Origin of the sequence: Pseudovibrio sp. Ad5 (assembly GCF_001623095.1) — a bacterium.
Lineage (GTDB): Bacteria > Pseudomonadota > Alphaproteobacteria > Rhizobiales > Stappiaceae > Pseudovibrio.
Genome location: NZ_LMCH01000063.1, coordinates 89242 through 115053 on the forward strand (window position 1 = coordinate 89242; position 25812 = coordinate 115053).

At 54.0% G+C, this 25812-nt stretch carries 22 protein-coding genes; 12 read left to right on the forward strand and 10 right to left on the reverse strand.

Features of this window, described 5'->3' with window-relative positions; all coding sequences use genetic code 11:
- Nucleotides 1–51: 51 nt before the first annotated feature.
- The 3 genes from proC to PsAD5_RS20155 all read right to left on the reverse strand — a co-directional run bounded on the left by proC (nucleotide 52) and on the right by PsAD5_RS20155 (nucleotide 2431).
- Nucleotides 52–882 carry a pyrroline-5-carboxylate reductase gene (gene proC / locus PsAD5_RS20145; protein WP_063293406.1) on the reverse strand — a complete coding sequence of 277 codons (831 nt, stop codon included), beginning with the start codon at nucleotides 880–882 and terminating at the stop codon, nucleotides 52–54.
- A gap of 3 nt (nucleotides 883–885) precedes the next feature.
- Entirely contained in the window at nucleotides 886–1647 is a 762-nt protein-coding gene (locus PsAD5_RS20150; protein ID WP_063293407.1) for an aspartate/glutamate racemase family protein, read from the reverse strand.
- A gap of 85 nt (nucleotides 1648–1732) precedes the next feature.
- Nucleotides 1733–2431 carry a GntR family transcriptional regulator gene (locus tag PsAD5_RS20155; RefSeq protein ID WP_008551148.1) on the reverse strand — a complete coding sequence of 233 codons (699 nt, stop codon included), beginning with the start codon at nucleotides 2429–2431 and terminating at the stop codon, nucleotides 1733–1735.
- Between the two features lie 206 nt (nucleotides 2432–2637).
- Here PsAD5_RS20155 and PsAD5_RS20160 point away from each other — a divergent pair, with 206 nt between their 5' ends.
- From PsAD5_RS20160 to PsAD5_RS20205, 10 genes are all read left to right on the forward strand, one after another.
- Nucleotides 2638–4329 carry a thiamine pyrophosphate-binding protein gene (locus PsAD5_RS20160; RefSeq protein WP_063293408.1) on the forward strand — a complete coding sequence of 564 codons (1692 nt, stop codon included), beginning with the start codon at nucleotides 2638–2640 and terminating at the stop codon, nucleotides 4327–4329.
- A 5-nt stretch (nucleotides 4330–4334) separates the two neighbouring features.
- Nucleotides 4335–5474: an enolase C-terminal domain-like protein gene (locus tag PsAD5_RS20165; RefSeq protein ID WP_057461377.1), complete on the forward strand. Its 1140-nt coding sequence runs from the start codon at nucleotides 4335–4337 to the stop codon at nucleotides 5472–5474.
- A complete protein-coding gene (locus PsAD5_RS20170; protein WP_063293409.1) occupies nucleotides 5471–6712 on the forward strand; it encodes an NAD(P)/FAD-dependent oxidoreductase in 1242 nt (413 codons plus the stop codon). Before PsAD5_RS20165 ends, PsAD5_RS20170 begins: the two co-directional genes overlap by 4 nt.
- A 33-nt stretch (nucleotides 6713–6745) precedes the next feature.
- Complete coding sequence (locus PsAD5_RS20175; RefSeq protein WP_063287563.1) at nucleotides 6746–7726, forward strand: TRAP transporter substrate-binding protein; 981 nt, start codon at nucleotides 6746–6748, stop codon at nucleotides 7724–7726.
- Nucleotides 7727–7787: 61 nt separating this feature from the next.
- Nucleotides 7788–8321 carry a TRAP transporter small permease gene (locus tag PsAD5_RS20180; RefSeq protein WP_057461374.1) on the forward strand — a complete coding sequence of 178 codons (534 nt, stop codon included), beginning with the start codon at nucleotides 7788–7790 and terminating at the stop codon, nucleotides 8319–8321.
- Nucleotides 8322–8326: 5 nt separating this feature from the next.
- Entirely contained in the window at nucleotides 8327–9640 is a 1314-nt protein-coding gene (locus PsAD5_RS20185; RefSeq protein WP_057461373.1) for a TRAP transporter large permease, read from the forward strand.
- Between the two features lie 1032 nt (nucleotides 9641–10672).
- The gene (locus PsAD5_RS20190; protein WP_057461372.1) at nucleotides 10673–11026 is read left to right on the forward strand and encodes a hypothetical protein; all 354 of its coding nucleotides are present in this window, start codon (nucleotides 10673–10675) and stop codon (nucleotides 11024–11026) included.
- Nucleotides 11027–11105: 79 nt separating this feature from the next.
- Nucleotides 11106–12830 carry a type I secretion system permease/ATPase gene (locus PsAD5_RS20195; RefSeq protein WP_063287721.1) on the forward strand — a complete coding sequence of 575 codons (1725 nt, stop codon included), beginning with the start codon at nucleotides 11106–11108 and terminating at the stop codon, nucleotides 12828–12830.
- Nucleotides 12823–14139, forward strand: a complete 1317-nt coding sequence (locus tag PsAD5_RS20200) for an HlyD family type I secretion periplasmic adaptor subunit (RefSeq protein WP_063287564.1) — start codon at nucleotides 12823–12825, stop codon at nucleotides 14137–14139. Before PsAD5_RS20195 ends, PsAD5_RS20200 begins: the two co-directional genes overlap by 8 nt.
- A gap of 372 nt (nucleotides 14140–14511) precedes the next feature.
- A complete protein-coding gene (locus PsAD5_RS20205; RefSeq protein WP_063293596.1) occupies nucleotides 14512–15693 on the forward strand; it encodes a pyridoxal phosphate-dependent aminotransferase in 1182 nt (393 codons plus the stop codon).
- A 9-nt stretch (nucleotides 15694–15702) separates the two neighbouring features.
- Here the strand turns inward: PsAD5_RS20205 and PsAD5_RS20210 are convergent, their stop codons facing one another.
- From PsAD5_RS20210 to PsAD5_RS28090, 5 genes are all read right to left on the reverse strand, one after another.
- Nucleotides 15703–16659, reverse strand: coding sequence for a serine hydrolase domain-containing protein (locus PsAD5_RS20210; RefSeq protein ID WP_063293410.1), 957 nt, complete (start codon nucleotides 16657–16659; stop codon nucleotides 15703–15705).
- 299 nt (nucleotides 16660–16958) lie between these two features.
- Nucleotides 16959–18512: an MFS transporter gene (locus PsAD5_RS20215; protein WP_063293411.1), complete on the reverse strand. Its 1554-nt coding sequence runs from the start codon at nucleotides 18510–18512 to the stop codon at nucleotides 16959–16961.
- A 23-nt stretch (nucleotides 18513–18535) separates the two neighbouring features.
- Entirely contained in the window at nucleotides 18536–19435 is a 900-nt protein-coding gene (locus PsAD5_RS20220) for an alpha/beta fold hydrolase (protein ID WP_057461367.1), read from the reverse strand.
- Complete coding sequence (locus PsAD5_RS20225; RefSeq protein WP_208988716.1) at nucleotides 19432–20523, reverse strand: patatin-like phospholipase family protein; 1092 nt, start codon at nucleotides 20521–20523, stop codon at nucleotides 19432–19434. The genes PsAD5_RS20220 and PsAD5_RS20225 overlap by 4 nt, the downstream gene beginning before the upstream one ends.
- Nucleotides 20524–20593: 70 nt before the next feature.
- The gene (locus PsAD5_RS28090; RefSeq protein WP_193778165.1) at nucleotides 20594–20764 is read right to left on the reverse strand and encodes a hypothetical protein; all 171 of its coding nucleotides are present in this window, start codon (nucleotides 20762–20764) and stop codon (nucleotides 20594–20596) included.
- 37 nt (nucleotides 20765–20801) lie between these two features.
- Between PsAD5_RS28090 and PsAD5_RS20230 the strand changes: the two genes are divergently transcribed.
- Both PsAD5_RS20230 and PsAD5_RS20235 read left to right on the forward strand, forming a co-directional pair.
- The gene (locus PsAD5_RS20230) at nucleotides 20802–21311 is read left to right on the forward strand and encodes a hypothetical protein (RefSeq protein WP_063293412.1); all 510 of its coding nucleotides are present in this window, start codon (nucleotides 20802–20804) and stop codon (nucleotides 21309–21311) included.
- Between the two features lie 143 nt (nucleotides 21312–21454).
- Nucleotides 21455–22231 (forward strand): alpha/beta hydrolase, encoded by a 777-nt coding sequence (locus PsAD5_RS20235; protein WP_063293413.1) that lies wholly within the window; start codon nucleotides 21455–21457, stop codon nucleotides 22229–22231.
- A 58-nt stretch (nucleotides 22232–22289) separates the two neighbouring features.
- On the opposite strand, the gene PsAD5_RS20240 is transcribed toward PsAD5_RS20235, so the two are convergent.
- Nucleotides 22290–24011 carry an amidohydrolase gene (locus PsAD5_RS20240; protein WP_063293414.1) on the reverse strand — a complete coding sequence of 574 codons (1722 nt, stop codon included), beginning with the start codon at nucleotides 24009–24011 and terminating at the stop codon, nucleotides 22290–22292.
- Between the two features lie 93 nt (nucleotides 24012–24104).
- Nucleotides 24105–25493 carry a cytochrome P450 gene (locus tag PsAD5_RS20245; protein ID WP_063293415.1) on the reverse strand — a complete coding sequence of 463 codons (1389 nt, stop codon included), beginning with the start codon at nucleotides 25491–25493 and terminating at the stop codon, nucleotides 24105–24107.
- Nucleotides 25494–25812: the final 319 nt, after the last annotated feature.

The window sequence follows — 25812 nt, forward strand, 5'->3', positions numbered from 1 at the left end:
CGCCGTCCTGATGGAAGGCGGGGTTTTCAAATCTTGTGATAACGCAGGAGACTAGGCCAGCTCTTCACTGCGTTTTTTGGCAGCTGCAACAGCGCGGGAAAGAAGTGGCGGCATGCCGTCTTCTTCGTTCATGAGCACATCAAGCGCCGCGGCTGTGGTACCGTTTGGTGATGTCACATTGATGCGCAGCTGGGTAGGGTCGTCGCTGGCATCTTCTGCCAGCTGTCCTGCTCCGCCAACGGTGGCTTTTGCCAGTTGCATGGCCAGCTCTTCTGGCAGGCCCTGCTCAGCACCCGCTTTGGCGAGGCACTCGATCAGGTGGAACACATAGGCAGGTCCAGAGCCGGAGACTGCAGTTACAGCATCCATCTGACTTTCGTTTTCCAGCACAACGGTCTGACCAACAGCGGCGAGCAGTTCTTGTGCCATAGCCAGATTGCTTTCCGAGCAATGACTGTTTGGAATGAGCGCGGTGATGCCGCGTCCAATAGCTGCCGGTGTGTTTGGCATGGCACGGATGATCGGGCTACCCTCACCCACCAGAGAAAGAAGTGTGGTCAGGTTTGTGCCTGCTGCAACGGAAATGAACACGGTGTTACCACCGCCTAACGCAACAACCTGAGGGGTTGCATCCCCCATCATCTGTGGTTTCACGGCCAGAATACACACTGCGGGAGCTGCTGGTAGTTGCTTGTTCAGGCTTAGTCCGTGATCTTCCAGTGAACTCAACCAGTCAGATGGATAAGGATCAATCACAGTTGTGCTGGAAGGCAGAACGCCTGCTTCCAGCCAGCCCTTCAGCATGGCTGAGCCCATCTTTCCGCAGCCAAGCAAAACGAGGCCGTTTGTGTTTATCTCTTCAATCTGACTAGGCTTCGACATCGATTAATTTCCGTAGGTCGCTAAATTCAAACGCGGGTCATCCAGTTCCAGCGGGAACTTACGCGGAACCAGACCGGATTGAAACCAGTTCACGAACGTGTAGATGGAATAGACGGGCAATCCGGTGAGTTTGCGGATGTCGTTGGCATAGGGCACCATATTGGTGCACTCTAGCACGATGGCGCCAATACCTTCGTTTTTAGTCACCAATTCTGCGGCAGCATCCAACAGATCCAGACGGGCATCTTCAAAGTTGATGGCGTCATAGTCATCCAGCACTTCGCGGGTGAAGTTGCGCAGACCATCTGTGCCTACAATCACCGTATCTTCAGGTGCGCCTGCCGCTTTCAGGTGCTCCTTGGTCAAGGTTTCTTTGGAAATGGTGATGACGCCTACACGCTTATTCTTCGGCAGAAGCTGCTGCACGCCTGGGATCTGCATCAAGGAGGATGTTGCAACGGGCACGCCAAGCGCTTCCTTCACCTCGTCCTGAATAAGGGCCAAAAAACCGCAGTTGGTGGTGATGCCGTCACAGCCTGTCCGCACCAGATCGCGGCCAGCTTCAATAAACAGGTCCACCAGTTCACGCGGATCATTGCGCACCACCTTGTTTGGGGTCGCACCGCGGACCACGCGATAATGCACTGGAAACGGCCATGTCTGGGCATTGCCGATGTCGCCGTAAATGCGCGGGAATTTGGTTTCCAGCATGAGAATGCCGACTGAGGCACCAAATACGGTCTTGCCTCCATACTCAACGGACATAATTCAAAACCTCTTCTATAAAATTGGGGGGCAAAGCAGGTTAAGTGTTGGGGACCTGCGACCTGCTTTGCTTCTGGTACTCGCGTTAATCTGCTGGAACGTAGAGCTGCGAATAGGCGATGCGTACTGCCTCTGTAGCTTCATCGCGGCGTCGTTCAATATGATGACGCATGGTGGAAACGGCTTTGTCTTCGTCCCGGTTGATCAGGGCGGTCAGCACCACACGGTGGGCCGAAAGCTGGGCTTCCTCCTGCGTAGAAACAGGTGTCTTGCCGCGCAGGTATTTCAAGTCGACAAGACGGATGTAACGCACGCGGTCATTCAGGTTTTCCAGAATGCGGACCAGCTCGTTGCTTTGAGACAGGGCGGCGATGCGCATGTGATATGCCTCATCCATGCTCAAAAGCTCCATCGGGTCTTCGCAGCTGTCGTAGTCCGGTTCAGTGGACTTCAAGAACTCCATCAGGTCCTGAAGTTCTTCATCACTGGCTCGGCGGCAAACAAGGCGGACAATCTCCGTTTCAATGGCGACACGCGCTTCATAAAGGTCGAGAATAAGCTTCGGGCTCAGGGGGCGGCAAAAGAAGCCACGGCCACTCTGGAACGTGAGGAAGCCTTCTGCCACGAGTCGATTCAACGCCTCGCGCAGCGGTGTCCGGCTTGCCCCCAACTCTGTGGATAACGCACTCTCGTTGATACGGGCATCCGGCTTAAGTTCGAAATAGGCCGCCATTTTCCGTAGTTTTTCGTAGATGCGGTCCACGTTGCTATCAGCTTTTGTCATTCCAAAATCGCTCTCAATCCTGCCGTCGCAGGCCCCAAAAATTGGCTCAGCACTTACCACGTCATAGATGAACTGTACATTCCATTTGACCTGCGCTCAATATTGAATATGGTGCTGTATACAATTTTGAGTGCAATCGATTCTGCATTCTTCGGGTTTAGTAAATTGCCTGCTTAACAGGTGGGACGGGTCTGATAGGTGACACTGTGACGAATAAGATGAATGGTGCAGAAGCCATGGTAAAAATGCTGGAGGCGCAGGGCGTCCAGCACATTTTCGGTCTTTGCGGCGATACAACACTGCCGTTTTATGACGCGATGTATAAGCTTGATCACAAGATGACCCACGTTTTGACCCGTGATGAGCGCTGCGCCACTTACATGGCCGATGCGTATTCACGAGTGACCGGACGTCCGGGTGTGTGTGAGGGGCCGTCCGGTGGTGGCGCAACCTACATTTTGCCGGGTCTGATCGAAGCCTCTGAAAGCTCTTATGCTGTGCTTGGCATTACGACAGACATTTCTGTTGGATCCTACGGCAAGTACCCACTGACCGAAGTGGATCAGGAAGCGCTGATGCGTCCGCTGACCAAGTGGAACACCGTGATCAAGCGCGCTGACCACATTCCGCGGATGGTTCGTAAAGCCTTCCGTGCCATGACAACCGGTCGCTCCGGTGCAGCTCATCTCGGCCTGCCCTACGACATTCAGTATGATGCGGTCGATGCCTCTGACATCTGGGCAGATCAGCAACTGACGTCATATCCGGCTTACCCTCAGGCCCCTGCACCAGGTGCCGCTGAAGCTGCGGTTGATGCAATCTTGTCCGCCAAAAAGCCACTGATTGTGTGCGGCGGCGGCGTTGTGATTGCCGGTGCTATGGAAGAGCTGGACCGTCTGGCCTCCCGTCTCGACATTCCGGTTGCAACATCCATCTCCGGTCAGGGCTCACTGGCGGAAACCCATCCAAACTGTGTCGGTGTAGTCGGGTCCAATGGCGGAACGGACGAGACATGGGAAGCCATGGCCTCCGCGGACCTTGTGGTGTTCATGGGGGCTCGTGCCGGTTCCACCACCACGTCCCGCTGGGAAGCGCCATCTGCCAAGACCCGTGTTGTTCACTTCGACAACGACCCGATGGTGATCGGTGCCAACTACGAAGTGGAAGTTGGCGTTGTTGGTGACCTCAAACTGTCCCTTGCGCAGGTCAACGCTGTTCTCGACAAACGCGATCAGGGCGCTGACACTTTCGGCGGTGCAGCTGCTGTTGCAGACATCAAGAAACGCAAGTTTGAGATCTTCAACAAACTGGCTCAAAGCGGTGAAGCGCCAATCCGTCCTGAACGGGTGATCGATGCGATGATGAAGGTGTTGCCGGTTGATGCCACAGTGATCTCCGATCCGGGCACCTCCTGCCCGTACTTCTCTGCTTATTACCAGCTGCCGCAGTCTGGTCGTTACTTCATCACCAACCGCGCACATGGCGCATTGGGTTACTCACTTTCTGCTGCGCTGGGTGCATGGTATGGCCGCCCAACCAGCAAAGTGGTTGCCATGATGGGTGATGGCTCCTTCGGCTTTACCTGTGGTGAGCTGGAGACTGTGTGCCGCTCCCGTGCGCCAATCACGTACATCGTGTTCTCCAACTCCAGCTACGGCTGGATTAAAGCGAGCCAGTATGCAGACACAGATGCGCGCTACTACAATGTAGACTTCAACCGCACTGATCAGGCCGCTGTTGCCGCTGCTTATGGTGTGAAGAGCTGGCGCGTTGAAAATCCTGATGATCTGGAGCGTGTGCTCAAAGAGGCAATCGAACATGACGGTCCAACACTGATTGATGTTGTGACGCAGCCTCTTGAAGAAGCAAACGCACCTGTACGCCGCTGGATGGGATAAGAGCCATGAACGCTGAACAGAAAATCACCGGGATGGATGTCTGGCACGTACAGCTGCCAGTAAATGCCCGCCGCGACCATGGCATTGGTTCTGTTGAACACGCCGTTGATATTGTCATCCTCCGCTTAACGGCGGAGGGGGGCGAAACCGGTTGGGGGGAAGCCTCGCCGTGGTCTGTCTTCACAGGTTCTGCAGAAGCCACCTTTGCGGCGCTCGACCGCTACATTCGTCCGCTTGTTGTTGGCCGCACCATTGGTGAACGCGCCACGATCATGAAGGACGCCCAAAAGGCGGTTGCTCATTGTACTGAGGCGAAAGCAGCCCTGGAAACCGCACTGCTCGACCTGCAAGGGCGAATCTCTGATTTGCCGGTCTGGGCGCTTCTGGGTGGCAAATGCCGCGATACGATCCCTCTTTCCTGTTCTATTGCTGATCCTGATTTTGATCGTGATCTGGCATTGATGGAACGTTTGAAAGAGGATGGTGTGCGCATCATCAAGCTCAAAACCGGCTTCAAAGGTCATGAGTTTGATATGATGCGTATGGAGCGCTTACGCATGAGCTATCCTGAGTTTTCCATTCGTGTGGACTACAATCAGGGTCTGCACCACGATAGTGCCCTTGCGTGCGTTCGCGACATCGCGAGTTTTCAACCAGATTTTATCGAACAGCCCGTTGCGCATAACCTTCGGGAACTTATGGCAACTATCCGAAATTCCATCGATGTGCCGCTTCTTGCGGACGAAAGCATCTTTGGGCCAGAGGATATGCTGACCGCGATTAACATGGGGATAGCTGACGGTGTTTCAGTCAAAATAATGAAGAGTGGAGGCTTGACTCGGGCCCAAACTGTAGCCCGCATGGCCGCAACCGCTGGTATGAGTGCTTATGGCGGCGACATGTTTGAATCCGGCCTCGCCCACCTTGCCGGAACGCATATGATTGCTGCAACGCCAGAAATCACTTTAGCTTGTGAGTTTTATCAGGCAAAATACTTCCTAGTAGAAGACCTTATGGAAACGCCATTTGAAACCAGAGGCGGCGATGTGATCGTTCCGCAAACGGCAGGCTTGGGAGGCCGGCCGGATCTGGAGAAAGTTGAGCACTATGCGATTTCCAAGAGTGCGGTGCTGGGGGCTGCATGAATAAAAATAATGTCGTCGTCATCGGTGCAGGGATCGTTGGTGTATCAGCAGCTTTATGGTTGAAGCGTGAGGGTCATGATGTGACCCTCATCGACAAGGGTGAGCCCGGCATGGGCGCATCCTTTGGCAATGCGTGTGTTCTGGCCAGCTGCTCCGTGGCGCCAGTCACAGCGCCGGGTCTGATCCTGAAAGGCTCAAAGCTTCTGCTGGATCCAAACTTTCCGCTGTTCCTGCGTTGGAGCTACCTGCCGAAGCTGGCTGGCTGGCTGGCACGTTATCTGTCGCACGCAACGGATAAGGAAACCCGCCGCATTGCGCAGGGGCTGACGCCGATTGTTGGTGACAGTGTGGACCAACACCATGCATTGGTGGACGGAACCAGCGCTGCTAAGTGGCTTCAGGAAAGCACCTACAGCTTTGCCTACAACGACAGAGCCGCCTTTGAAGCAGACGCATACACCTGGGAACTGCGTCGCAAAGCTGGGTTTGTGCCGGAATTGATTGAAGGTGACGCCGTTCACGAGATGGAACCAATCCTTGCCAGGAACATCAAACTGCTGGCGTTGATGCGTGATCACGGGTTCATTCAGGATCCGGGTGCATATGTTCAGGATCTGGTGCAGATTTTCAAAGAGATGGGCGGCACGTTTGTGCAGGCCGAAGTGAAGGATTTCGATCTGTCGGGCGGCTCAATTTCAGCCGTCATGACTGACAGAGGACGTTTTGAGTGTGATCGTGCCGTTCTGGCAACGGGCGTCTGGTCCAAGCCTTTGATGAATAAGCTTGGCATCAACGTGCCGCTGGAAGCCGAGCGCGGTTACCACATTTTATTCAAGAACCCGAGCGAGCAGCCGAGCCAACCAATCATGGTCGCCTCCGGCAAGTTCGTGGCAACGCCAATGGCACAGGGATTGCGCTGTGCGGGTGTTGTTGAGTTTGGCGGGCTGGAAGCTGGTGCTTCCAAGGCTCCTCTGGCTCTATTACGGAAAAAGGTTCGCGAGAGCTTCCCGCATCTGGAAGCATCAAGCGAAGAAGAATGGTTGGGCTTCCGCCCTGCGCCATCGGACAGTCTCCCCCTCATCGGTGAAGTGGGCAAAAGCGGTGTTTATGCAGCGTTTGGGCACCACCACATCGGCCTGACGGGCGGTCCAAAAACCGGGCGGCTGGTCTCTGATCTGATCAGCGGTAAACGCCCCAATAACGATATAAGCCCTTACGATCCGCAAAGATTTAATTGAGGGCATCACTAATTTTCTTGGAGGAGAGAACATATGAAGAAGTCTAGTCTACTGGTTACCTTGAGTGTTTCCGCTATGGCGTTGGGGGCAACTGCTGCTTCTGCGGAAAAGTGGGACCTGCCAATGGCGTACTCAGGGTCCAATTTCCATTCTGTAACGGGTGCAGAATTTGCAGCTTGTATTACGTCTGGCACTGGTGGTGAAATCGAAGTAACCACTCACCCGGGCGGCTCCCTGTTCAAGGGTGGCGACATCAAGCGCGCAGTTCAGACCGGTCAGGTGCCAATCGGTGAGCGTCTGCTTTCCGGTCATCAGAACGAAAATGCCTTGTTCGGTGTGGATTCCGTTCCATTCCTCGCGACATCTTTTGATGATGCGGCAAAGCTATGGACTGCTGCAAAGCCAGCGCTTGAAAAGGTTCTTGGCGAGCAAAACCTGACCCTGCTGTATTCCGTGCCATGGCCTCCTCAGGGTCTGTACTTCAAAAATGCTGTCAACTCTGTTGCTGACATGGAAGGCATCAAGTTTCGCTCTTACAACACCGCAACTGCGCGTCTTGCTGAGCTGACAGGCATGCTGCCAGTTTCCATTGAAGCAGCTGAAATCTCTCAGGCGTTTGCAACCGGTGTTGCTGACTCCATGGTCTCCTCCGGTGCAACTGGTTACGATCGTAAAGTTTGGGAAAGTCTCAACTACTTCTACGAAGTGGATGCATGGCTGCCACGCAACTACATGCTCGTCAACTCTGATGTGTGGTCTGGTGTTTCTGAAAAGAACAAAGGCATCATTCAGGGCTGCGCGGCAACGGCAGAAGCAGCTGGCCTCAAGCGTTCTATCGACTACACAAACTTCACCCTTGATGGCCTGCGTGAAGGCGGCATGAAGGTTGAAAAGGGTAGCGACCAGATGAAAGCTGACCTGCAGGAAATTGGTGCAACCATGACTGCAGAATGGCTTGAAGCTGCTGGTGACGATGGCAAGGCTGTTGTCAGCACCTTCAAAGCAATGAAATAAGCACGCAAAAGCCGGAGAACCTTTTGGAACTCCGGCTTTTCTTTTTTCGAGGGGGAGAACAATGAAGCTGACACGCGCACTGCGCTTAGGGCTGGATGGGATCTACAAGACAGCTGGAGTTCTTTCCGCGCTTTGTCTGATTGCCATCCTCGGACTGATTGTCGTGCAGATGCTGGCACGTTGGACGGGAGAGGTCTTTCCGGGCGCCGCAGAATATGCAGGCTATGCCATGGCCGCCGCCAGTTTCCTTGCATTTGCCAATGCCTTGAACAAGGGCATCCATATTCGCGTATCCATCCTGCACCAAATGCTGGGCAAGACAGCACAGCGCATTCTGGAAATCTGGTGTTTTGCCATTGGCTCCGCCACGATCTGGTACTTCGTGTACTACGCCTACCGTTTCGTTTACTGGTCCCACAAGTTCAATGACATCAGTCAGGGACAAGACCGCACACCGCTTTGGATCCCACAGGGCTTTATGTTCCTTGGTGCCTTGATCCTTGCGATTGCTCTCACAGACCACCTCCTTCAACTCATATTCACTGGCAAGCACCGTATTGCGCCTGAACTTGAAGAAGCAGTTGCCGGAGAATAAGAGCAATGGAAAATATAAGCATTATCATTCTGTTCCTGTTTGTCATGTTCACCTTGCTTGGCACCGGCGTCTGGGTCGGTCTGGCACTTATGGGTGTGGCATGGGTTGGCATGGAACTGTTCACCACCCGCCCTGTTGGCGACGTGATGTTGACGACCATTTGGTCGGCATCCTCCTCCTGGACACTGACGGCGCTGCCGCTGTTCATCTGGATGGGTGAAATCCTGTATCGAACCCGATTATCGGAAGATATGTTCCGCGGCCTTGCCCCCTGGATGGCCCGCCTTCCAGGTGGTCTGGTTCACACCAACATTGTTGGCTGTACCGTCTTTGCGGCAGTTTCCGGTTCGTCTGCTGCGACACTGACCACCGTTGGCAAGATGTCTATCCCCGAGCTGCGTAAGCGTGATTATCCGGAAAAGATGATCATTGGCACGCTGGCTGGTGCAGCAACGCTGGGTCTGATGATCCCGCCGTCCCTGACGCTGATCGTTTATGGCGTGACCATTAACGAGAGTATCTCCAAGCTGTTCTTTGCAGGCATTATGCCGGGTATCGTGCTGGCTGGCATGTTCATGGCCTATGTGGCGATCACCTCTAAAGTCTCTTCCAAATGGGATCCGAAAGCGGAACCTGAGATGAGCTTTGCTGAGAAGGTGAAGAACACCCGCTTCCTGCTGCCTGTGATCCTGCTGATCCTCGTTGTGATTGGCTCCATGTATCTGGGCTACGCAACGGCGACAGAAGCTGCAGCCTTTGGTGTGATTGGAAGTCTGATCCTCGCAGCTTCTCAGGGCTCGCTGTCCTGGAAAAGCTTCACAAGCAGTTTGATGGGGGCGACCTATACCTCCTCCATGATTGCACTGATCCTTGCCGGTGCTGCGTTCCTGTCTCTATCCATGGGCTTTACAGGTCTGCCGCGCGGTCTGGCTGACATGATCGCAACGCTGGAGCTCAGCCGCTTTGAGCTGCTGATGGTGCTGCTGGTGTTCTACGTGATCCTCGGCATGTTCCTGGATGGCATTTCTTCTGTGGTGCTGACCATGGCTGTGGTGGAGCCAATGATCCGTCAGGCGGGCATTGACCTGATCTGGTTTGGTATCTTCATCGTGGTGGTGGTTGAGATGGCGCAGATCACGCCGCCGATCGGGTTTAATCTGTTCGTGCTGCAAGGCATGACCAACTATCAGATGGGCTTCATTGCGCGGGCAGCGTTCCCGATGTTCCTGATCATGGTCGCGATGGTCTTTGTCCTGATCGCGTTCCCTGAGATCGCCACATGGCTGCCTGAGAACATCCGCAGCAGGCCCGGAGGTTAGCGCCTCTGAACCACCTGCCGTAAATGCCGATCTCTTGATGCCTCGATCTACGAAAGTAGGTCGGGGTATTTACTTAGAGTAAGCAATCTGAGGTTCATCAGCTTAGTTTGATTAAACCATTAAGTGCGCACAGACGCTGGATTCCTCATTTCTAAATTTCCGGATTTGTCCTCTTCAACTGACACTATTATCCACTTTGATTGCCCTGATTTGCCGTTGTGTGGTCACTTTTAAGGTAAATATATGACCTAAACGGCACCTTGGTGATATATTTTCACTAAAAAATGAGTGTCACCCTCATATTTTTTGTGTTGACACACGTATGAGTGTGACATGCATCACGTCATGTGAGGTAACTTACTCAAACGTAAGGTACTTTTTATCGATAAATTTTTATGTAAGATAAATTTAATATACCCTAAGTATAAAAATACTGATATTTCAATAATACCTAGAGTTGTATTTGCACTAAACATTTGGATAACATTTATTCTAGATCTAAAAGTATAAAATTGTTCGCCACATTTCCGCCCCAATTGCGGCCAAATATTGAACTCAGATCAGGTCACCTCCCAAAACGGGGATGTGTAACTGGCGGATTGCATCGTATCTGTAATGTGTACTCAAAGTGGTATGATGAGATTAATGCAAGTTATGCATAGGGGATTTGATTAGGACTTCAGGTAACTGAAGTTGGTTGGGTGACACTAAACGTTACTCAAAACGTTTGTCGCTATGAGGCATGCTCATTGTGAGCATTTAGCGAAGCTGGGAGGCTAGGCTATGACATATATTCGTAGTGTAGACTTGCATTCTGAATGCGGCATTAGCAGTGTTCGGGTGCGTCCAGGGACTTCTTCGAAATAGAGAACCGACTTGGATTGGGACCCTTTGAAGCCAACACGTTACGTGTAGCCATCTGAAGGACCTCCTGCCAGCGGTATCACACCAACAATTTAACATCACTGTACCTCGGAGTGCGCTTCGGGAGCGGTGAAACTTATCTAACTTTTGTCTGAAAGGGATAAAGACATGGGCTGGTGGAATCCATTCAAAGCAATCGCAAACGTCGTAACCAAAGCTGTTAGCGCAGTGATTGAAACCGTCTCCGATGCATTTGGTCAGCATGAGCTTGGTCAGAAGATCGCAGGCGTATTTGAAGCTGTTGTCGACACTGTTGTTGACGTTGTCGTGGACATAGCCGTGGGGGTTGCAACATCAAACCCAGTTACGGCCGTTGTCAGCGTCATCACCAACATCGCTGAAGGGGTAAAGGACGTTTATGACGCTCTCAACCCTGCATCTGAAACTGTAGAAGTTGCTGCAGCAGATGCACCAGTGCTGGAAGGCAATGCAGACTACGGTTCTGATGACATGTTGATGTAATCAGAACGGTTCGGGCGCCACGAGCTTGGGTGTGGCGCCCGAACCAACCCAGCATAAAAACAACAAGCTGGAGGGTATTTTGGGTAAGCCGTTACAAGAGCACACATCCTACATTTCCAACGCCTTTCGCAAACTCTATCGGGCGTTTTGGGGCATTGGTGGCATCAGCATGTTAATCAACCTGCTTATGCTGACTGGCCCTTTGTTCATGCTGCAGATCTATGATCGCGTCTTGTCCAGCAGCTCTGTGCCAACGCTTGTTGTTCTCAGCCTGTTTGTGGCTGTGCTTTATATCTTCTACGGAATTCTGGATGGTCTGCGGAACCGACTGTTGCTGCGTGTTGGTCAACACGTGGATGAGCAGCTCACCGGTCTGGCCTTTGAAACTTCGACCCGCGTCCCGTTGGTTATGGGCGCTGAGGGCGAACGCTCCAGACCTGTCAGCGATCTGGACTCCATCCGGCAGTTCCTGTCCGGCTCCGGTCCTTCCGCGATCTTCGATATGCCATGGATGCCGCTCTATTTGGGCATCGTGTTTCTGTTTCACCCGCTTTTGGGCACCACGGCTCTCATTGGTGCGTTGTTCATCTGTGCCTTGATTGCGCTGAACGAGTTGTCCTCTCGTCGCCCGGCTGCAAACACAGCTGTTGAAGCCAACAAGCGGACTACATTGATTGAAGCGTGCCGCCGCAATGCCGAGAGCATTGAGGCCATGGGCATGATTGACCACTTGCGTGATCGTTGGGAGGACAACAATGATGTCTTCCTTGGTCGCCAGCGGGCAGCCTCTGATCGCTCCAACATCTTCACCACCATGATCAAGACCCTGCGGTTCATGCTGCAGTCCGGTATTCTTGCCCTTGGGGCGTGGCTGGTTATTCAGCAGGAAGTCTCTGCAGGCGTGATGATCGCGTCCTCCATTATGACGGCCCGTGCACTGGCTCCGGTTGAGATGGCAATCGTCAACTGGCGTGGATTTGTGGCCGCCAGAGTTGGCATTTCGCGGCTTCAGGAAATCTTCGCCTCACAGGCAAAGCCAAAAGAGCGGGTGTCCATTCCGTTCCCGCAGGAGTCGGTTGTTGTTGAAGGCTTGTCCTGTGGACCAATCGCAGCCAGAGAAGCCTTCGTCAAAAACGTTTCTCTGGAACTGAAAGCAGGCGATGGTCTGGGTATCATCGGGCATTCGGGGTCTGGCAAGTCAACGCTGACGAGAGCGATGGTTGGCATTACCAATCCTCTGAAAGGCTCGATCCGTTTTGATGGCGCTGAGCTGGACCAGTGGAGCGCGATGGATCGTGGTGATTTCATCGGCTATCTGCCACAGGACATTCAGCTCTTTGATGGCACCATCGCCGAGAACATCCAGCGTTTCAAGCCGGATGAAGACAGCGACAAGCTGATTGAAGCCGCCCGCATGGCCAACGTGCACGACCTGATCGTGAGCTTGCCGGAAGGCTACAACACTGTCATCGGCGCAACTGGCAACGGTCTTTCTGGTGGTCAGCGTCAGCGGATTGCACTGGCGCGTGCGCTTTATGGCAACCCGTTCCTGATCGTGCTGGATGAGCCAAACTCCAATCTAGATGCGCAAGGCGAAGCAGCGCTGACCAACGCTATCCACGATATGCGTGAGCGTGGCTCCATCGTCATCGTGGTGGCACACCGTCCGGCAGCGACATCAGCAGTCGATCAGATCCTTGTGATGAATGAGGGTGAAGCGGAAGCCATTGGTGCAAAAGACAAGATCATGAAGCAGGTGATAGCTCCGCTTCGCAAGCCGCAGGAGGTGGTGTTAAATGGCTAGAAATACCGACAATTCCTACGATATCGGCGGAAGCATCACCCGTCACCTCAAATGGGGCGGCGCTCTGGCGGCACTCCTCATCTTCGGTGCAGGCACCTGGACAGTTGTGACGGAAATTTCCGGCGCGGTTGTTGCTCCGGCAACCATCGTTGTTGAAACCAGCACCAAGAGCGTGCAGCACCGCGATGGCGGCATCGTCAACCAGATCCTCGTCAAGAACGGCGATCCGGTGAAGGCCGGAGAACTTGTCCTGCGGTTGGATGATACTCTCACCCGCTCCAATCTGGCTGTGCTGACCAATCAGCTGGATGAGCTTTATGCGCAGGAATCCCGGCTGACCTCCGAGATACAGGGCCGCACTGAGATTACGTTCAAGCAACGGGCGAAATCTCCTTTGCACCGTGCGCATCTGATGATGATTGAAGAAACCCAGCGCAACATGATGGAAGCGCGGCAGAAAAATCACCTGAGCAAGAAAGAGCAGCTGGAAACCCAGATCGGCCAGTTTGAAAAGCAGATCGACGGCCTAGAACTGCAGCGGGATGCAAAACAGAACGAAGTGGACCTGATCAACACCGAACTGGGTGGCTTGGAATCTTTGCGTAAAAAGAAACTGGTGACCGAGTCCCGTGTCATGGCGTTCCAGCGTGAGCGTAGCTCTCTGGAAGGTGAGCTTGGCGGCATCATTGCCCAGATCGCCCGCTCTGGAGAAGCGATCAGCGAACGCCGGGTCATGATCATACAATCAGATGAGGAACTACGGTCCAACAATCTGGAACAACTGCAACAAACCCGCGCCCAGATTTCTGAGCTCGAAGAACGACGCATTGCAGCGCAGGACGAGCTGCGCCGGACGGAAATCCGAGCACCTCAAAACGGCAAGGTGTTTGATCTGGCCATTCACACCATCGGCGGCGTCATCATGGGCGGCGAAGTGGTGATGAAGATCGTGCCGGAAGAAGACCAGCTCATCGTGGAAGCTAAAGTGCAGCCGGTGGATGTGGATCAGATCAATCCCAATCAGGAAGCAACCATTCGCCTGCCCGCGTTTGACAAGCGCACCACACCGGAACTCAAGGCGCGGCTGAAAACCATCTCGCCCGATCTGGTGCAGGACCCGCGCACAGGCAGCACCTATTATCTGGCTGAGCTGGCCATTCCTGAAGAGGAACTGGAGCGTTTGGACGGCAAATCCCTCATTCCGGGCATGCCGGTTGAGGCGTTTATCAAGACAGAAGACCGGTCTGTTCTGTCCTATCTGATCAAACCAATGATGGACCAGATCGCACATGCGATGAGAGAGACTTGATGCTCCTGGGGCTGATCCAGGCATATCTCTGAAAGATGGGTTTTCAGGCAAAGATATACCCAAAAGCCATAGCCCCAGTGTGTTGTGAGAAGTTGAAGCAATGGCCGCTCCTGTTGCTTCAGCAACCTCCTCCCGAGAGCCCGGAACCCTAATTCCGGGTATGTGAAGGCCCGTGTGGTGCTATGCCGCCGCCCTGTGCGAGTACTGCACGGGCTCTTTCCCTCGCAAACTCTTGACGAAATCTCTATCCTGGAAATTTCTATTTGCTGATATATGAATAGACTTCAGGACGGTGGTGCTTTGGGTCTTATTTCGATCCCAAGGCTCACTGAGGTTGATCATTGTTTGAAATCCGGGCGGACGGGCAACATATTGACGAGTATAGCAAAACAAGGGCTGGTAAGCCGCGCAATTCAGGTTCCTCCATCCATCACGCGAGAGCTGGCAAATACTGCCATGAGCGTGGAGGGTCTTATTCCTTTGTGGTTTGGGGAACCAAACATCCCTACCCCCAAATTCATTTGTGATGAGGCGGCACGGTCTTTGTCCGCGGGAGAAACGTTTTACGCAGAAGGCCTCGGACGGCCTTATTTGCGAGAGGCGATCTCAGGCTATATGAGTGAGCTTTACAACAAGCCTATCGGCGTGGATCGTGTTGCGGTCACAGTCTCCGGCGGCAACGCGCTCAATCTGGCCTTTCAGTGTGTGCTGGAAGAAGGTGATACGGTTGTCACGCTGACGCCCGCTTTCCCAAACCTGCTCTCCATTCCCAAACTGCAAGGTGCCCGCACGGTCACCCACTCCCTTGAGGTCAAGGACGGCAAGTGGTCACTGGATGTGGAGGGGTTTTTGGAAACCGCCAGGGGCGCAAAGGTGGTGTTGCTCAACTCACCGTCCAACCCGACGGGCTTTATGCTGACCAAACATGAGATTGCGCGAATTATGGAAGTTCTGCGCGAACGTGGTACATGGCTGATCTCTGATGAGGTTTATGCCCGTACAGTTTATTCCGGCAAGGCAGCACCGTCGTTTCTTGAGGTGTCCGAGCCGGAAGATCGCCTGATCGTGGTGAATTCCTTTTCCAAATCGTGGGCCATGACTGGCTGGCGTTTAGGCTGGCTCACCTTGCCGCCAAGCCTGACGCCTGTTGTCGAAAAGATCGCCGAGTTCTCCATCGCCAGTGCCCCGCCGTTCTCTCAACGCGCAGCTGTGGTTGCACTTCAGCAGGGCGAGGAGTTTGTTGCGCAAATGGCAAAGAACTACCAGCACGCACGCGATCTGGTGTGCTCGCGCCTGCTCGCCCATGAGGGTGTGACCTGTCCGGTGCCAGAAAGTGCATTTTATGCTTATTTCAAGGTGGAGGGCGTGACGGATTCCATCGCTTATGCCCGCATGCTGATTGAACGGGCCAAGGTGGGGCTCGCGCCGGGAGATGCGTTCCTTGTTGGAGAGCCGGGTTGGTTCCGCCTGTGCTTTGCGCAAACGGATGAGCAGCTCAACGAAGCCATGGCGCGGCTGTCACCATTCCTTGCCAATGCGCGGGAAACAGTGTGACCCTGTAAGTTAGAACCAGTGATAGGAGGGCAATGTCCCTCCTATTGTATGGAGAATAAGCGGCTCGATTTTCTCAAAGAGCTTCTCATTGTTGGAAAGTACCACAATCCCCATATCCTCCTGCGGATAGCCAACTGTGTAAGAGCGATAACCCGGATTGCTGCCCCAGTGCCAGATGGAGCTGTTTGGCTTGGTCGCCTGAAGCCCCCACCCCATTGACCAGCCGATCTTGCCTGTCACAGTTTTGTGGGTTTGCAACATCCGCTCTTTCAGCTCGGGCTCTGCGGCCTCATCCATCATAGCAACCAGAAAGCGGGCGTAATCTCCAGCGGTGGTGTGCAGGCTCCATGCCGCATTGCCGATGGCGGGTTTCCGCTTGTCTTTTATCCGGTCCCCCTCTGCATTATACCCAAAACGGATGCGGTAATCGTAAGCCCGCTGCCAGAGATAGCTGGTGGATGACATGCCAAGCGGCTCAAACACATGAATGCGCGCCAGCGTCTCAAGGTTCAGCCCCGTTCGTCGTTCCAGCACCTGCTGCAACAAGGCATAGCCGGAACCGGAATAGGTAAACTCCGTGCCCGGATCAAACCGCAGTTTCAGCGGATCTTTCTCATCAAAGTTGGCAAGGCCGGAGGTATGAGAGAGCAGCATACGAGCGGTGATGCGCTTCAATCGTGGGTCAGAGCCTTCAAACAGATCCGGGGCGTACTGGTAGAGCGGGCGTTCCAGCGAGAGGATATCTAAATCCACCAGTTTTAGCGTCAGATAGGCAAAGACGGGCTTGCCGAGGGAGGCAACCTCAAAAATCGGTTCTTGTGCTCCAACCACAGTTTTGCCTCTGCTGGATTTGTCGTAGAGACGGATAAACTCCACCTTTCCCTCACGAACCACCGCCACACTCAGGCTTGCATCCGGATTGCCGCGCTGGATGCCTTTGGCATGCTCGTCCAACTTTGCAATCATATCTGCTTGTGGGGCTGATTTTTGGAGGGGCGTGGACTCATTGCAGCCACTGAGCGCCAGAAGTCCTGCCAAAACTGTTAGTGTCCGTAGATGCATCAAGAAGCCGTCTTAAAATCAGGTGGTGCCAAGGTGTTTATGCAAATCGCCGGGGCATCGCTCCGGTTACCCTGAGAGCATACGCCTAAGAAGATGAAGGAGAGATTGGTCTGCGCAGTTAATTTTGGCCAAACCTGTAAGCAAACAAAATGGCGCCAATGCGTCAGGTTGTGGCTTCCGGTTCTTGCACGGGGACTTTCGCACTAATCATCTGCTGGCTTTTCCGGTGCCGGTGTTTTTGAGGCTGGTGGTCTTTGTCTTGGTGTGTGGCCTTTGAAGGCCCAAAGAGACATGACAGCGGCACCCGCCAAAACCAGTGCGCTGAAGAAAAAACCATCTGCAAGTGCTCGGCTACTGATTGCTTTGAGGATGTAAAGCGACTGCGGCCAGCGCTCGTGCAGCAAGGCGGCAGCGGCGGGTTGATCACCCATGAACTTGTAGAGCAGCAACTGCAGCAGTTCGCGGTCTTTGTCATTGGGCTCCATCAGCTCAGCTGCAGCGGAAATCATCGTCTTTTCCCGCCAATTGATAAGAGCCCCCACACAGGCAATGCCAAAAACGCCCCCCACCTGCCGGCAGGTTTGCAGCAAGGCCGTGGCGCGGGCACGGGCGAGTAGAGAAACGTGGGAGAGAGCTTCTGTAGAAACGGAGCTGATGAGAAACCCTAGTCCGGCCCCCATCAGCATCATTCCGGGAAACAGCATCCAGAGATTGTTGTAGTGGATCACCAGAGCCTGCATCAAGAAACCAGCCCCCATGGCCAGACTGCCGCAAACCGCAAGATTGCGGAAATTGATTTTGCCCACCAGACGCCCCCCGAACTGAGCGCAGATGATGATTGTCAGCACCACGGGCAACATGGAAAGGCCTGCTTGAAAGGGCGTCAGGCTCAAGACGTTTTGTAGGAAAACGGCGCCGAACACCACTTGTGCCAACAAGCCAAAGGGAATGCAGAAGAGCAGTAGACAGCACCCCAGATAGACCTTGTTTTCAAAGAGGGAGAACTGGATGAATGGCTGCGCGACACGGTGCCTGCGGGCAAACAGCAGATAACAAATCAGAGCTATGAACCCAAGCGAGACGACCCCTTCCCCCAGTGTGAGGCGATAATCGCCCATGCGTTGAACTGCAACAGTGAACACCAGCAATGCCATGACAAAAAGAGCTGCACCCAGAAAGTCAAAATTACCGGTTTCTCTGGAGGTTTTGCCCTTGCCGATGGCAAAGGCCATGATCAGGACGGCAGCTCCAATGGGTACGTTGAGCAAGAACACCAGCCGCCATGAGAACAGTTGCACCAGCGTGCCGCCCACCAGTGGCCCTGCTGCCATAAAGACCAGGCCTGCGCCGACATAATGTGCCAGAGCCTTGCCCCTTTCATCCGCCGGATAAGAGGAAAACACGAGAGCCGTTGCCGCAGGCTGCATCAATGCGGCGCCGAGCCCCTGAAACACGCGGGAGGTTATGAATATGTCGCCCGTCGGGGCGTAGGCACAGGCGAGCGAGGCGGCTGTGAACAGTGCCACACCGATGCGAAGGGAGGTGAAGTAGCCGAATTTATCGCCCAGCCAGCCACCACACATCAACATAGAGGCCAGTGCGATCAGATAGGCGTTGACCGCCCATTGCAGGTGCACCGGACCAAAGGCATAGGTTCGCTGAAGGGATGGCAGAATAATGCCCAGCACAGTCTGATCGATCATGACCAGAGCGAGTGCCCCGATCATATTCAACAAAACCAGATGTTTGCGGGCCATGCTTGCCTCCACTCGTTTACGGTTCAGGCACGGTTTTCAATTTGAGCCATGAAGCCCATCAGCGCTTCTATGCATTGCGGTTCATCCAATAAGGGGCAGTGCCCGCGATTGGGAATATCCACCGATTGCATGTAAGGGGCCATGTTCTTCATGGAGCGGATGGTAACGGCAGTGGTGACATCCGACAGCTCACCGCGAATAGACAGGACAGGCAGCTCAAGGTCGGCGGCGCGCTGGTGAGCCTGCCACAGGTCACGGAAGCCCTCTTTGTTCTCGCAGAGTGCCACGCCGAGATTGTCGTCGTAGCGATGGTGCCATTTGCCGTTTTTGCGACCATACATGGACAGCGCCATGCGCTCCCACTGGTCCTCCGGTAAGTTTATAAATTGGTTGCCTACGTGCTCTTTGATGGTGCTGACCACCGCACTCAGCTCTTCTTCGTCCTCCAGCTGTCCGGCATACCCAAAAATGCGCGACATGCCAGCAAACTCGATTGTGGCGCCAAGGTCATTGAGCACTGTGCCAGCCAGCATATCCGGGTGGTCCTCCACCATCAGCATAGCAAGCAAAGCGCCAAGGGAGGACCCGAGCAGCACCACGGGCGGTTCTCCGGTGAACTTCCAGAACTCGTAGATATCGCGGAGGTAAACGGTGGTGTTGTAGTTGCTGTAATCCGGGTCATACTCCGATAAATCCCGCCCACGCAGGCTCAATGCGTAGATCTTGTAGGTTTCGCTCAGCTGGACGGCCATAGGGTCCAGATCGCGCGCACAGCGGGTCAGGCCCGGTAAAGCGATGATAGCGGGTTTTCGGGTGGTGCCGTTGCCATACACACGGTAATTGAGCTTGATGCCGTCGGACGCCTTGAACCATTTGTTCTCATAGGCGCCGCTGTCATATTTGCTTTCGTCAATCTCACTCATTGGCACCTCTTTTCGTCCGGGTGCGGTTTGTGCTCTGAATGGGTGTTGTCGGTCATATGGCCTTCGTACGTCGCCGCTATGATGGCCTCAATACGGTCGGCGTAATTGATCAACGCCTGATCCGCAGCCAGATATCCGGTCTTGATGCGCTCGTTGATGCTCTTGGGTTCAAAATCCACCACACCGGTCAGTGCATTGTGCTCAGCCTTTACGGTGATGATGTGGGAGATCGCACGCATTTTCATGAGCGAACGGTAGTGATCACAGTCTCTGATGGGAGAATCCTGAGGCACCAGTTTGTCCAGATCGTAGAGCATATGCGAGTAATGCTGAGCGCACTTGTCGCCGTCCAGCATGAGCCAGAACTTGTCCTCAAACATGAGCTCCGTCATGCGGTAGACCGCTTCTTCTACTGTGGTGGGAATGATGCCTTCCGGACAGAACAGCTCGATCAGGAAGATTGGCATATGAGAGACCTGGTAGTCATCCAGAATGCGCAGAAGTGAACGGATCGGCGTGTTGTCGTAAAGTCCGCCATCCCAGTAATAGTGACCGTCCAGCTCAATCGGTGGGAAGCCCGGAGGCAGAGATCCACTAGCCATGATGTGTTTGGAGGTGAGGTAGTGATCCCGGTTGGAGAACCGCTCAATCTGCCCTGTTGCCACGTTGGTTGCTGTGATCACCAGCCGTGGTGCCTCCTCGCTGTTGAGGCGCTCAAAGTCGATAAACTTTTCCATGGTCTCAAGCGCAGGGGTGATGTCGTAGATGCTGGGGCGATTTTCACTCATGAAAGACGGCGGGTGCAGCTTGAAAAAGCGAGGATGGCCCATGCTGGCACGCAGCAGCTTCTGGCTGGAATGCCATATGAAGCCGGGCGCGTGGCTCAGATGCTCCCACAGGGCGTGGAGGGTCTCGATAGGGTCGCCGAGTTTTGGGGCCGCAATGACAGCCGCATTCAACGCACCAATGGAGGTGCCAGTGATGATTTCCGGCTCGAAGCCTGCCTGATAAATGCGGGTGAGCGCACCGACCTCATAGGCTCCAAGTGCTCCACCGCCTTGCATGACAAGGCCAACTCCTTGTGTCATCTACCGTCCTTCCGACAGGGTTTCCTGCATTCCCCCGGCGCACTCCAGCTGTTAGAGAAAGATCTCTTTCTCACCCAAACCAGAGAACAGACGTGATGATGAGCGGCCCGAAAAAGCCCACCTCACGGATGAAGCTTAGGCGCGAACCTCCAAAGAAAACATAAAGCCTTTCAGAAAAACGTGCTTTTGAAAGGTGAGAGAAATCACTCAGGCGCAAGCCTTCGCTGACACTATGGCTCATTACAATTTCTGCCTCGATGCAATGAAGTCATAACTCAATGAAAAACAAACTATTATATAGCTTCGCACAGAAGCTGAAGAACCTGCGGAACGTAGCGGTGCTCGCTATGGTTGGATTTACACTGGCAGCGTGCCAAACAACCATTACGGCTAAAGACATTGAAGCAGCGCGCGTAAATGTTACAAAGGTGACCGTGACGGGCGATTGGAAATATGAAGGGCTGAACAATGTTCTGGGCGTGGACTACGATAAAGACATAATCGTTAAGGTCACAAAGAAGGCCTTAAAGAACAAGTTGAAAGACCTGCATGGTCCGAGACGGGTCAACGTTGACGTCAAAATTCAGAGCTTCTTCATTTCAAATATGGGTTATGACATCCTCTTCGGGACAGGTGCATCCTCCATGTCGGGCATGGTGACGGTTATTGATGCGCGGACAAAAGAAGTCATTGTCAAAGACGCAAGGATTGGCACAGCAGTCGCAAACCACGAAGTGTTTGCTGAACAGGTTGTGGCGAAGGTTTTGCGGGCGACAAAAAAGCCCTGACGACATTATCAGGCTGCCGTTGCTCTCTGCAGCGGCATGCTGCTGTTAAATTGCGAGTTCCGGGCTTACACTTCGTTGAGCCTGAGCTGATAAAGCGATGAGAGTGGGGCTCTGTCTGGGGCCTCGTTCTTTAGGAGCTTCGGATGTCTAACAGCTCTTTGCCTCCAGTCCTGCTTTTGACCGGCACCAACGCTGCGGCCTGGGCGATGGATAATGTCCGTATGTCCTTCGAGGCTTCCGGGTATGTCTGTCACAGCCTCACCTATCGGCATCATGACCTGCCACCCGGACCGGAACGCGATGCCAAGCTTGTCGGGGTGAGTATCGCGGATTATGTAGAGGATGCCCGGCAAGCAATTGAAGAGATTGGCGAGGCGCCGGTTGTTGTCGGGCACTCGATCGGCGGGGTTATCGCGCAGCTTTTGGCAGCCGAGGGCGCCATAAAAGCAGGGGTTCTTCTCAACAGCAGCATTGTGAACGGCATTTTGCCGACGACGGACGGGGAGCGCGAACTTGGCAAGCTGCTCATTTCGGCTGGTGCATTTTGGGAGCATGCCCTGGAGCAGGATCTCGAGCTTCTGACGACGTATGGGTTCAACACGCTGCCGCCCAGTTTACAACGGAACATCCATGCGCGTCTCTGCTCCGAATCCGGGCGGGTGCTTTTTGAGTTTGTTTTCTGGATGTATGACGTCCGCCAAACCACGTTTGTTGACCCGAACAAGGTCTCTTGCCCTTTGCTCTTCGTTTCAGGAACCGAGGACAAAGCTGTGACGCCAAGCACCGCGCGATTGATGGCGGAGCGTTACGAAAACTCGGATTTCCTCGCGGTCAACGGGGCCTGCCACTACATCCAGTTTGAGGACCAGTGGCCAGAGATCGCCGCCAAGGCGCTCGACTGGTTGAGGCCGAAACTGTGAGTGGACTGCTCGTTTCAGTTGAGCCATATGCAAGAGGATAGCTAAACCGACGAGCTTTCTATGTGCTGGTGGGCTCGCTGTCGTCGCCCATCATCATTTTCCAGATGGCTTTGATGGCCAGTTCCGGGTCAAACCAGCTCACAAAGCGGGTATCTACGGGTTGGCCATTGCGGATCGTCATGGCGGGGCGGATCAGGCGCAAGCCCTGCGGCATCATAACCTGAGGGTTGCCGTTGAGCAGAGTGAAGTCGGCCTTCATGCCAACAGCAATCATTCCAAGCGTATCTTCCTGCCCCAGCTGACGAGCGGCGTTGACTGTCATGGCCTGCAACGCTTCTTCAAGCGTAACAGCCTGATCTGCGCCAACCACCGTGTTGCCACTGGTGGATGTGCGGGACATGGCAGTCTCAACAGTTCCCATCGGGTTCATAGGCGTTGCAGGGTGGTCCCCATGGAAGGTTATGACAGCACCGGCATCCTTTGCATCGCGCACAGGCATGTAGCGATCCAGCCGCTCTTTGCCAAACAAGCTTTCCAGCTGATCACCGTAGTGGCTGATATGATCGACAAAGAAACCAAGAGACACGCCCAGATCAGCAGCTCTCTGAATTTGCTCGTCGGTTATAAGTGCGTTGTGCTCAAGCCGATGTTCAATGTCATCGCGCGGGTCTTCGGCCTGAATGGCGGCAATCGCCATCAACGCCTGATCAATGGCGCGCTCTCCCTGCGCATGCATTGCCACTTGCCCGCTGCGTTTGTGTACGTCACGGAGTTTCTCCAACAGGTCTGTATCACTCATGCTGAGGTCACCCCGGTGACCCGTAGACAGGCCTAGTCGTTCCAGCACCAATTCGGAATCTTCATAGGGCTCATGGATTGCGGCCCCACCCGTAAACGGTGATCCGTCCAGCCAGAACTTTGCACCCAGGATGGTGAACCGGTCATCCCCGCCAAAGCGCCAGTTGGGAAGCTGATCCTCTGTCAGATAAACGTAGGTTCGCACTGGTGGATTGTCTTCCAGCCCAACACGCTGCAACAAACCAACAGGGTTGGGATGGCGACCTACAGCCCCTGTCACGCCAATGGTGGTGTAACCTGCCTTGGCATAGTCAGTATAGGTCTTGCGCACCAGCAATTCGACGGCTTCATCCGAAGGGGCGGGAATGGCAGAGACAACACGGTTGATCTCTTCCAGCTCTCTCAGCATTGGGCCGCGGCGCGGGTCAACACCAGCTTCTTTCAGCGCAGCGGTATTGGCGTAAGCCTCGTGCATCATCTGGGTCAGAACGAGCATGGGTTTATCAGGAGAAATGGCGTCCAGCTCCGCCAGTGTTGGCGGAGAAAGGTCTCTGATCGCAATCGGATCCCAACCGTAGGCCAGTACCCACGGGGTTACGCTGAACTCATCGGCGGAATCCTGCAGGGCCTGCATGATTTGCATGCGGTTGTCGTATTTAAAGGCGCTGATGTCCGTGGCTGAGCCCAGCAGGGCAGCTGCAATCGGGTGGGTGTGGGGTTCAATCAAGCCCGGGATCAATGTGCCTTTGAGGCGTATGATCTCCACGTCGGCAAGGCCTTCCAACTCCCGCACATCACCAACGGCCATGATCTCGTTGTCATCAACCAGCACGGCCTGCACCTGTGGCAGGTCCGGGTCCATGGTCAAGACGCGGTCTGCGGTGACGATGTATTTGCCGGGATAGGTCGGTGGCAGAGAGTACCAATAGTAGCCCGCAGCAGCTCCGACGATGATAATTACCAACCCAGCAATCCAGCGCATACCAACCTCCCAGTTCTTACCCTTACGGAATGATGCATATAATTGGCGGTGATGCCACCCGATAGTTTCGGGCTATTCGCAGGTTTTGACCTGCTATTGTGCCATATGATGGCGTTTGATGAGTTTGCATCTGATTTCTGAACCCGCCCGCAAGGCGACACCGGATTCCGGAAAGACCTCGTCAGGCTTCATAACTTTGAAACTGTAAAAGCGTGTCAGACGGGCCAGCAAGACGATTGCCTGCACCGTTGCAAAACTGGCGCCTGCACACACGCGCGGGCCAACACCAAATGGTATGAAAGCGCTGGTCACGGGGTCGTCAGCGCGTTCAAACCGGTCCGGGTCAAAGTGGTCCGGATTGTTCCAATAGGATCTGTGCCGATGCACGATCCATGGTGATATAATGATAAGAGCCCCGCGAGGAATCTTGTGACCGCCTATGGCGCTGTCCTCTTCTGCCATACGGGTCATGAAAGCGATTGGTGGATACAATCGCATGGTTTCGCGGAAGACATCCCGCGTGAATTTTAGTTTGGAGATATGCCGGTACTCAATGTTCTCACCGTTGGTGACATTGTCGGTCTCTCTCCTGATGCGCTCCGAATAATCAGGCCGCTGGGAAAGAATGAAAAAAGCCCAGTTGAGGATTGCCGAGGTTGTCTCATGTCCAGCAAGGAAGAAAGTTGCAATGTGATCGACCAGCTGTTCCTTGCTCAGGGGCTGGCCCGTTTGTGGGTGCCGGGCATCAAGCAGCCTCTGGCACATATCATCGTGCTGGCCAAACCGGTTGGCGGTATGTTCCTCTACCAGATCACGCAGCAAGAGGCGCAACTCATTGCGGAGAAGCTCCGCTTCCTTTGGCATCGGAGTTTTGGGGGCGTCTGGCGTTCCGCGCAAAATCATTTTGCGCGCCCATGTGGTCGTGATGGATTGGTAACGTGAAGACAGCGAAAACACCATGCGTGCGCGATCATTGTCAACCGGATGCGAAAAGATAGTGCGGAAGATGATATCTGCGGTCAATCGGTTCATTTCATCGCGCAAGCTGATGGTCTTACCGAGTTGCGCCATTTGATCCAGAAAAGACAGAAACTGCGTGCAGGCACTTTGAACATGCTTGTACGCACCACGAATGCTGACATGGGAAAATACCGGAGCAATCATTTCCCGCTGCTCTTCCCATTTGGGACCACTGACAAGAATGGTGCTCTCACCAATCACCGGCTTGAGCGTATCCACCATCACATCGGATTTGGGAAAGGACAGTCGTTTCTCGACCAGAACCTCGTTGACCAGATCAGGCGCGTTGACAAGGAAACAAGGGCGCTTGGTAAAATAGATCCTCTCCATCGGGCTGTTGAAGAATTCTCCGGGGATCAACGTTAAAACGTTGCGTGCCCAGAACACGCGAAACAGACGCAGACCACGAAGTGGCTTGCAAGGCGTGGGAGCCGGTGGCCGATAGAGGATGGAGTCAGGCATGTGTTGCTGCTTCTCCGCGGTACATATCGATCGCGTGACAACTGTGTTTGCTCATTTTCTGCTCTGGACCATGAAAAACAAAAAAACGCCAGATAACGCAAAAAATGCATAAACCTTTCAAAATCCACGCAACTAAAACTTCCTGTTATATTTCTAGCACTTAGCTCGCTAATGCTGCCCTAAGGAAACCACGCAAAAATCTGAGTTTCTCTTCATAAATCCTCAAGCAAGCGTGCACTTGTTCCCGTCTCTTCTGACTAGCTTGACCATTACGTCAATATAAGTTTGACTGGAGGGGCTCTGACTCTCCTGCCTGTGT